The 8,435-nt window shown below is 50.9% G+C and carries 7 protein-coding genes; 3 read left to right on the top strand and 4 right to left on the bottom strand.

The window, feature by feature from the left end:
• Positions 1 to 140: 140 nt before the first annotated feature.
• The 4 genes from OXG87_03580 to OXG87_03565 are packed head-to-tail and all read right to left on the bottom strand — an operon-like array spanning position 141 to position 3,976.
• The gene (locus OXG87_03580; protein MCY3868612.1) at positions 141 to 1,214 is read right to left on the bottom strand and encodes an amidohydrolase family protein; all 1,074 of its coding nucleotides are present in this window, start codon (positions 1,212 to 1,214) and stop codon (positions 141 to 143) included.
• 2 nt (positions 1,215 to 1,216) lie between these two features.
• Positions 1,217 to 2,029, bottom strand: coding sequence for a sugar phosphate isomerase/epimerase (locus OXG87_03575; GenBank protein ID MCY3868611.1), 813 nt, complete (start codon positions 2,027 to 2,029; stop codon positions 1,217 to 1,219).
• Between the two features lie 21 nt (positions 2,030 to 2,050).
• On the bottom strand, positions 2,051 to 3,289 hold the full coding sequence (locus tag OXG87_03570) for an enolase (protein MCY3868610.1): 1,239 nt from the start codon (positions 3,287 to 3,289) through the stop codon (positions 2,051 to 2,053).
• Positions 3,290 to 3,304: 15 nt separating this feature from the next.
• Positions 3,305 to 3,976 (bottom strand): hypothetical protein, encoded by a 672-nt coding sequence (locus tag OXG87_03565; GenBank protein MCY3868609.1) that lies wholly within the window; start codon positions 3,974 to 3,976, stop codon positions 3,305 to 3,307.
• A 155-nt stretch (positions 3,977 to 4,131) separates the two neighbouring features.
• Here OXG87_03565 and OXG87_03560 point away from each other — a divergent pair, with 155 nt between their 5' ends.
• The 3 genes from OXG87_03560 to OXG87_03550 form a co-directional block, all read left to right on the top strand.
• Complete coding sequence (locus tag OXG87_03560) at positions 4,132 to 4,986, top strand: hypothetical protein (GenBank protein MCY3868608.1); 855 nt, start codon at positions 4,132 to 4,134, stop codon at positions 4,984 to 4,986.
• The gene (locus OXG87_03555) at positions 4,986 to 7,055 is read left to right on the top strand and encodes a PBP1A family penicillin-binding protein (GenBank protein ID MCY3868607.1); all 2,070 of its coding nucleotides are present in this window, start codon (positions 4,986 to 4,988) and stop codon (positions 7,053 to 7,055) included. Before OXG87_03560 ends, OXG87_03555 begins: the two co-directional genes overlap by 1 nt.
• A 341-nt stretch (positions 7,056 to 7,396) precedes the next feature.
• A partial coding sequence (locus OXG87_03550; GenBank protein MCY3868606.1) for a dockerin type I domain-containing protein occupies positions 7,397 to 8,435 on the top strand: 1,039 nt, incomplete at its 3' end.

Here is an 8,435-nt window from a genome sequence, read left to right as displayed (position 1 = left end):
TCTCGTTCATGCGGGAGAGGGCAGCGTGATAGAGCGAATCTACTTCGCTGGTCCATGCCGGTGCTGCGATCAGGCAGGTGAAGGTCAAAAGTACGAGGGCTTTCATGGGAAGGCTCCTTGTGGCGGATGCTGGTGTGGTCTTACAATCTATAAAATGTTTTTGCATTTTTGTACAGAATTTTTCCCAGTAGTGCATCCGACAAACCTTTGGGAATCGCGTCTATTGGCGCGTCGAAATGCCAATGTGGATAGTCTGTGGAAAACATCAACATGTCATCCGATTCCAGATGGTCCATAATTTGCAACAAGTATTCGGCTTCGGGTGGGGCGTCCAGGGGCTGTAGCGTCATCCGAATGTGTTCGCGGATATATTCCGACGGTGGGCGTTTGACCCACGGGATATCGCGTCGCAGGCCTTTCCACTCCTTATCTATGCGCCACATTAATGCGGGCATCCAGGTCCAGCCGCCTTCGATGAGTACCACGCGCAATTCAGGGAACCGATCAAACGCGCCTTCTACCACCAGGCTCATGACCTGAGACTGAAATATTTGCGCCATGTCGGCCATTTCTTCGGCGTAGGTTGCAGGCCAACCAACGGGCGTGGGCGGCAGACTCGATGCTCCGCCGTAGTGTATTCCGATGGCGAGGTCGCGTTTTACCGCTGCTTCAAATAATGGGTCGTACAAGCTCTTGCCATAAGGTTGATATGATCTGACCGGCACGATGACCTGAACAAAACCCGGATGGTCGCCGAATCGCTCGATCTCGCGCGCGGCGAGTACTGGATTTTGGCTGGGCACTACGAGGGATGCGCGCAATCGTTTATCTCTGTTTAACCACGCGTCGATTTGCCACTGGTTGATCGCGGTTGCAAGCGATGCGGACAGGTTTTCGTTGTGTACGCTTTGCACGCGGTAAGCACAGGTTAAGATCCCGATTTCGACATCCCATGCGTCCAGTGTCTGCTCTTTTAACAATTCAAAATCAGACCCCGGTGGTCCATTTTTCGGCTTTGTACCTTTTCGCGCAGATGTGGGCGCTCGCGCGGGATAATCGCTTGCATTGGGTCCCACAAATGCCGATTCGTTGATGTACGCAACCCAGTGTTCTTCCAGATATGGGATCAGAGGGTCCAAACCGGGTAATTCGTTGTGAATATCACAATCGATGATGGGGTGATAAAAGGGGTTGTCAGGTGTATTGCGCGGCATGGTTAATATCCCGCACCGCGACAATACTGATACATTTTGGCACTTCGGGTCGCTTCATTTATTGCGTCTTCGCCTTCGTAAATCGGCGCGCCCGGGCAGGCTGTGACCCATCGGTCGTATCCCGTGTCTTCAAGTACGTTTGCCAGGTCGGGAAAATCCAAAGCCTCGCCAACGCCTACAGAGACCCATTGGGGCGTGAATCGTCCCTCTGCATCCCGCGTGATGTTCTCATCTGCCCAGTCCTGCAAATGTACGTAGTTGAGCTGATGTTGAAAGTCGCGCAACGATTGCGCGGCGTCATAGTCCCAGAGTTGTGCGTGTGATACGTCGATACACAGTTTTGCTTTTTCGAGGTGTTGCATGTACCGCGTCCAGTCTTCTTTTGAATCTACCAGTAGATTTGTGTGGATGTGATAACTCAATTCCAAATTGTATTGCGCCGCGTAATCAGCCCAGTTGTCCGCTGCTTCAGCCGCCTGTTTAATATCGTCTTTGGTGATGTCCCGGTCTTTGGGTTTGGGACCGCTCATGTACATGAAACAATCCACTTCCATTTCGGCGGCAAAATCGATTCGCCGTTTGTTGCGTTCCTGGTGTTCCCAACCAGATATTTCGGGCGATCCCTGCGCTGTGTACACCGCCATGGGCAATCCCACATTGTCACATATTTGTCGAATTCGACTCGCTGGTCCCAACCAGTCCAGGGGCAACCGACATTCCCAGCCGTCCCAGCCCGATTTTTTTAGTGCCTCAAGGGCGGGTTCCAGGTCCGGGTTTCTCCATCGCAATGCACAATATCCGAGTTTAAATGCCATGATGATCTCCTTTCTCCCACTTTATCCAAATAATTCCCGATATTCTCGGTCGTATTCTTCCGATCCGTCATCCAGTTTTAATTCCAGGCGGATGCCCGGTAGAAAGCCCGTTAGTCGGCCCGCCAAAAAGTCCTCGCGATAGATTCCATCTGGATAGTGCGTTCGTCGTCCGTTGGGCCAGAATATTGTGTGAATTTGTCGTTTTTCTGCGAGTTTGAAATCTGGTTCAACGCGATAGCGCTCAATGACGTCCCAATCCAGTTCAATGCCCAGTCCCGGTGCATTGGGTACGCGTATATGTCCGCCTTCTACTTTGAAGTTTTTGACGAGTGGATGCATCCAGATGTTCACACAGGGGATCGCGGGCCAGCGTGCGTGAGATAATACTGCGCCCAAATGTACGCCCCACATGGTGGTCAATCCCGATCCCACCAGTTGTAGCCAGAATGGCATGTTGGCTTCAGCGGCGAGGGTGCCCTGTTTCATCACGCGACTCGCGCCACCGCCTACGACAAATCCATCGCATACGCCTTCGCGCACTGCTGTCATAAAGGGCGGATTGCCAAAGTGCATGGCGATTGGACTGGCAATTTTTTGTCGCAATAAGGCGTTGCCCGCTACGTCGTTTTGCGGGATTGGCGTTTCGACTATTGCCAGTTGGCTGTACGTGTCTTCTAACCGTCGGATCAAGGGTGCGGCATTATCTACACCGAGCAATAGGCCATTGAAATCCGCATCGATTTTAAAATAATTCGGTACGGATTTTTTTATGGCTTCAAATTGTTCTTCGGGGTAAAACCAGGGGCGTGTCTTTACTTTCATTGTGGTGAATCCGTGGTCTATCGCTGCCCGCGCTTCCATAGCCCATTCTTCGGGGGTGCGGTCCTGTGACCACCACGATACGGGGCACGCGTCTCGATATTGCACGCCCATCAGCTTGTGGCACGGCACGCCGAGTGTTTTGCCCGCTGCGTCAAAGAGTGCCATTTGCAAGCCAGCGCCCAGGCTGTCATCCCACAAATGATCGAATATGTTCTTTCCGCGCACGCGGGCAAATTGCTTTTCATTGGATTGTCCCCACGTATATCGCGTCAGGGTCTCGCCATATCCCGTTACGCCCGCAGAGGTGGTTATTTTGCACACATCCACGAGTGACCAAAACGGTACCCGAATTTGTTTTACTTTTGCACACCTCGGATGGAATGGGACGTGCAGAAGGATGTGTTCAATATCCGCAACTTCGCAGTCTTTGGCGGTCATTTTGATCTCTCTTTGTTATACGATTAATCGACCAATATCGCAGTTGTGTGCGTCGCAATACCACAGGACGCCGTCGTGCATGGTCATGCCGTGTACTTCGTCGGGGGCTTCTACGCGGATGACGTCGTACACGCGGCCATCTGCCGTGCCCAGTAAGTTTACCGTACCTGCGGATGTGTCCGCTACCCATAGTTTGTCGTCTTGCCAGGCCAATCCGTGGTTGCGGAGGCCAGGTGTCCGAAATGCGTGTTCTTCTGTCCAGGTTTCGGTATCTACCACATGTACAAATTGCGAGGGTGGGGACGCAATGTAAATTTTGCCGTTGCGCCATTCCAATCCGTGTGCGCCGGTTTCTGAGGCGCCCGGCAGGTCCTCGCGCCAGGATGCGACACCAACACCTGGGGAGTCGTATTTTGCAATGGTTTTGCCGGTTTTCATATCGACTTTTGCTATTTGCAATTCAAATGTGGATGCGATCCACACATGTCCGCCACCGACTGTTATTCCGCTCGAATGCTCTGTGTCTGTTTGCGCCTCAAATAATACGTCGCCCGTTTCCCAATCTACTTTGTATATTTTCAGATCTACCTGGTCGATAATCCACAGGCCATCTGGCGCGGCTTGCAAACCATTTGGCTGCGGACCAGGACTCTTGAAACGCTTTTCGACCTTTGCTATTTTTATCATGGTATGGCTCCTGTTTGTAAGCTGTTGGCGGTAAGTTTCCCCTTCCTAAAACCACGTATGACGTAATGTAATACATCTTTGGGCTGAAGCAAGACATTGTACTATGCTGTATTTTCTTTGACTTGCCGACTTTCGAGTGCCATTTTAGTTTTCACATGATTCGACTTCCCGAAAATATCAAGGCGGCATTTTTCCATGTGTGTGCGCGTTTTCAGCACTGGCTCAGATGTGTGTGCGCGGCTTTGGGGCGCGTACAGTATTTGCGTCCGTTGGTGGTGACGCTAATTCTCATGGCCTTGATCGGTGCAGGTGTTGCCTGGAGCGAATACCAGACCAATTGGTTTGCGCGACGCCTTGGAGCGTTTTTGCTTTCGATCAATGCGTTGCGCCCTCAGTCCGGTGCGCTCTGGCGAGATATTCAAGCACAGGTGCGAACCCAACAAGCTATTGATGCATCGGATCCTTTGCCTTTGCCACGAGCGGGTTTGCCCGATGCTGTTACACACAGTCGTTTTGAGGGTTCGCGCGTGCCCGAATCAGGTGTTCCAGATTATGTCGCGATTTACAAGATACCACTGCCCGACGTTGATCTCAATACCAGACCGCTCGGCGATGTGATCGCCAGTTTGCGCGTTTACCGCCAGGGGCTTGCGATTGTCAAGGCATTGCATTTGCCGGATGTGTATTTTCACGCCGAGGTGCGCAAACAGATCGATTATCTCTACGCCCAGGTCGGCGATATTGAGGCTGTTGCGCCAGACTCGCTGGGCGTAACCGATCCCGATTCGCTTAAGGCCGCTGTTTTTTCCGAACTCGCTACCGCGGTTATTCCCGATTTGAGACTGCGCGAGAAAGAGGCTCTGATTGACGCGTATCAAAATGGGCAGATTGCAAAGATTTTCCTGTATCGCGACCTCGGGCGTTTTCGCGGTGAGCTTTTTCGCGAGGGAAGTCAGGTGCCCGTTGTTTTTGAAATTGAGGCGGGTGCTGTTTCCGAAATTGTGGAGTAATGGCATATCCTATGAACGTCATCTCACATCGCGGTCTTTTCCTCATCATTTTCCTCATCGCCGATGTTTTGCTCATTGTGCTGGGCGCAGCATGCTGGCTTGTGGTTACTTTGCCGAGGTTGCCCGATGATCCCGATAGCTTATTGGCAGAGTCCGGGATCAATATTTACGCAGCGTCGGGGGAGTTGCTCTATACGGTTAATCAACGCGTGGGGCGCGTTGGTCTCGACGAGGTGCATCCGCATTTTGTTCAGGCTGTGCTATCTATTGAAGATGCGGATTTTTATCATCATCGCGGGTACAGTATTAAAGGTATGGTCGGTGCTTTTTTGGGCAATATCCGACACTGGGGCAGGGTGCGGGGCGGTAGCACGATTACACAGCAGATTGTGAAAAATATTTTTCTTACGCGAGAAAAATTTTATGTGCGAAAGCTAAAAGAAATTCTTCTCGCAACGCAACTCGAAGCCCTTTTTGAACGCCACTATGGTGTGGGCTATAAAGATAGGTTGCTCGAAATTTATATCAATGGCAGTTTTTACGGTGCCAATGCCTATGGTCTTGCCGATGCAGCGCAGACCTATTTTGGCAAGCGCGCCGCGGATCTTACGCTTCTCGAAGCTGCAATACTTGCCGGGCTTCCCAATGCGCCGAGTGTGCTCAATCCGTTCCGCAAAGACCAATCTCGCGTTCTGGCGCGTGCTACGCTCGTTTTAAACCGCATGCAGGTGTTGGGTTTTATTCGTTCAGAGGATGTCCAGGATGCACTGGCCTCGGAATTGCAACTCGTTTCTGGACGTATGCCCCAGAATCGGACTCCGTATTTTGTGGAGTCTGTTAAAGCCGAGGTTACACGCCTGTGGGGTGCTCAGGCGCTGAGTTTTGGCGGTTTGGATATTTACACGACGCTCGATTTGTCTATGCAACAGGCTGCCGAGCGTGCCGTGGCCAGGGGGTTGGCAGATCTGGATGCGCGTCTGGGGTTTTCAGATTATGGCAGTGCTTCATCTGAACAGCGCGCCGATTATGTACAGGGTGCGTTGATTTGCCTGGATCCGCGGACTGGATATGTCAAAGCGATGGTGGGTGGGCGCGATATTTTTATCAGTTATTACAACCGCGCCACACAGGCGCGGCGTCAACCGGGTTCGGGTTTTAAGCCTTTTGTGTACCTGGCGGCTTTTGAAAGCGGTGCTTTTTCGCCGATTTCTCTTTTTAATGATTCGCTGCGTACTTATCGCGTGAACGATGAGGATTGGTCGCCCAAGAATTTTGCAGATAAATATCTGGGGCTTACCACTGCGGCGAATGCACTGGTCAAGTCGGCAAATGCGACGAGTGTGCAAATTGCAATGGAGATAGGTCCCGAACGCATTGTCGATCTGGCGCAGCGCCTGGGTATTCAGAGCAGGCTTAGACCGTATCCGAGTATTGCCCTGGGGGCGCAGGAGGTGACGTTGCTCGATATGGCGATTGCCTATGGCGCGATTGCGAGTTACGGTTTTCGCGTGATGCCGACATTTATCGCGCGTATTGAGGATGCCACAGGGCAAATACACTATGAACATCGGCCAGATCCCAGGCTTGTTATTGATCCCGAACATGCGGTGATTATGGTCAATTTGATGCAGCATGTTGTCAATCGCGGCACGGGTCGCGCGATTCGCGCGTTTGGGTTTCATGGTGCTGCTGCAGGGAAGACCGGTACGACAAATGACAATACAGATGCCTGGTTTACGGGGTTTACACCCGATCTGGTCGCGAGTGTGTGGATTGGTTTTGACAACCGCGAGGGTGGCCGTCGGCTGATCGAGAAGAGGAGCAGACGCCAGATTACCGGCGGGAGTGGCGCTGCACCGATTTGGGCTGCGTTTATGAAGAGTATAGGTAAACCATCGCGGGACTTTATCACGCCCACAGGTGTTGCCGCGCATACTGTGAATTTGCGGAGCGGTATTGCCGATACTTCTGATGGGGCTGTCACCCTCGTCCTGCCCGAAGGTGTTGCGCCCAATATACCGGCGGATACGTTGCGGTTTCTGGAGTTGGAGAGAGAAGCAACCCCTTAGCCCCTCTTTTTACCCCGCTGGCGATCCCGGGATGTAATATATTTTTGAGGCTATATTTGGTCTTGAGACCAAATTACGACTCATATAAGACCATAGTACGTCTTTTATTAAGAGCCAATCCGACTATTCTTCGGCGATATTATATAGTCAGATTGGCTTTTTCTTTATATAAAACAATTCTTTATGAGAATTATTATTTGAAACAATGCTTACATTGGCACGCTTTTTGCATCTATTTATACGTCATAGATAATAGGTTCGAGTCCAGTCAGAGCGGTATGTGGCATTGGACCTGAGCATTGCAAAGTCAGTTTTTAATGACGTAAAGGGAGGGTGTACCAATGAAGTTCAAGAGGAAATTTATTATTGGACTATTAGTGGCGATGGGGATTGTGTTGCTGCCCTTTGTGGGGCAAGTCTCTGTTGATTCCAGTGCCAACGCTGTTCTGTCATTAAATATTAATACCAGTGATAATAATATAGATGATGGCAATACATCGGACTCTGCTGTTGCGGGTACCGATGTTGTCGTTGAAATATTTGTCCAGGGGGTTACAGATCCAATTAATGCTGCCGAGGTGACTTTTAATACGAATATGCTGACGGTCAAAGGTGTTGCTAATGTTGCTGCAGGGTTTATCTCAGGGCCGGTCGACAGAACAACTAATACAGTCACTATTCTTAGTCTGCTGCCATCCACTTTGACCAATGGCTATTTGATGACTGTTACGCTGGCGCCCAATGCTAACGTGACAGCAAGTACCCAATTTACGGTTAGTATCAGTGGAAATTTGTTTAGCGCAAGAGGTCAAAGCATTAATATTACCACGGCAATGCCCTTGTCGTTTAATATTACCGCGGTAATGCCCTTGTCGTTTTACGTCCAAACCACTAAGACGCCAACCGCATCGGATGCGGATTTTAATGGCGATGGTGTGGTTAACAGTGGCGACTATGCAGTTTTTATCACCAAATTTGGGACCCGTCAGGGCGATGGGAGGTACGAGGCAAAGTACGATTTAGATAATGATGGGCAAGTGAACTCGATAGACTATGCGTGGTTTATTCAGTTTTGGGGTCAAACTACCCGCAATCACGATCCGGTATTGAAGCGGATTGGTGACCAGAGTATACCAGCGGGCGTTGAACTGATTCTGGAGTTGGATGCTTCCGATCCGAATGGGGATCCGCTGACCTATTCGGCGGAGGTCAGCACTACTATTGTTTTGAGCGTATCGCTGTCGGGGACCACCTTCCGTTGGACCCCAACGAGTGGTCAGTCTGGCACTCATCAAGTCACGTTCACAGTAAGAGATGGCCGGGGGGGTATGGATTCCGAAACGATCACTATTAAGGTCGTGGCGTTCAATTTTGAGTTGA

It is taken from the genome of Gemmatimonadota bacterium, assembly GCA_026706845.1.
Lineage (GTDB): Bacteria > Latescibacterota > UBA2968 > UBA2968 > UBA2968 > VXRD01.
This window is presented reverse-complemented; position numbering and strand designations above follow the sequence as displayed.